The sequence below is a fragment of the Cellulomonas sp. P2_B4 genome, assembly GCF_056404795.1.
Genome location: NZ_JBFUDI010000103.1, coordinates 1 through 540, shown reverse-complemented (window position 1 = coordinate 540; position 540 = coordinate 1). Strand labels below are relative to the sequence as shown.

The following is a 540-nucleotide window of genomic DNA, read 5'->3' as shown; positions in this document are numbered from 1 at the left end:
CCGATATAGAGTTCGACATTCGGCGCGTCGCGGTTCAGCCCCGCCACGGCGCCGACGTCGAACTGCCAGTCCTTGCGCGGCGCCCAAGCGAGCGATCCCGACGCTAGCGCTGTGGTCATATGCCCGGACGGATCATCGTCCCGAGTTTCCTGAACCTCGATCGTCCCGGTAATCTTGTCGCTGAGCTCGACCCCGAGCCCGACCGTACCGCTGGCGGCGAAATGCCGCCCTCGCCCATCCTGATCCACCGCGGCATCGACTTCGGGCGACAGTTGCAGGCTGAGCTTGTGGCCGAGGTCGAAGCTGACCGGCACCAGCACGCCCGCGCCCCAGTCCCCAGCCCCGATCGGCCTGCGGCCGACCGGAACCGTGACGAAGGACTCGACCGCGACGGAAACGCCGCTGCCGTCAGGGTGGCGCAGATTGGCCTTCAGCCCGAGCAGCGCGTCGCCCGTGCGGTTCGCCGCGTCGACTGATCCGCTCGCCTTGTCCCGAGTGCGATCATGGCCGAACGCGGTCCAGCCGGCCTGCGCCTCGATC

General features: G+C 68.7%; 1 protein-coding gene. It reads right to left on the bottom strand.

Annotated elements, in window-relative coordinates; translation table 11 throughout:
• Positions 1-540: transporter (locus tag AC1DZC_RS20325; protein ID WP_477044548.1), on the bottom strand; the 540-nt coding region annotated here is incomplete at both ends.